General features: G+C 41.8%; 1 pseudogene. It reads right to left on the bottom strand.

The annotated features are described in order from the left end of the window. Nucleotides 1-212, bottom strand: a pseudogene (locus tag BTV98_RS13245) (xanthine permease XanP); the annotation flags it as partial. Between the last annotated feature and the right edge of the window lie 51 nt (nucleotides 213-263).

The following is a 263-nucleotide window of genomic DNA, read 5'->3' on the forward strand; positions in this document are numbered from 1 at the left end:
ATTCCAGAGGAGATGAGCGCGCAGCTGATTAGATAAGGAACGTAATCACCCAAACCCAAGGTTCCGGCGACAATCAAGGTAGGAGTGACAATAGCGACGATACTAGCTAGCAGATGTTGTAAAGCGGCGAAACTTGCCGGCCAAAAGCTAGGCTTGTCATTGAGCTGATACATCAACTCGGCATTTTTTTGAGACTCTAAAGATTGAGACATTTTAATCATCCTTGATTAATATGACCTTAAATCTATTAACAATCCTTGTTA

The organism is Psychrobacter sp. Cmf 22.2, assembly GCF_001921745.1.
Classification (GTDB): Bacteria; Pseudomonadota; Gammaproteobacteria; order Pseudomonadales; family Moraxellaceae; genus Psychrobacter.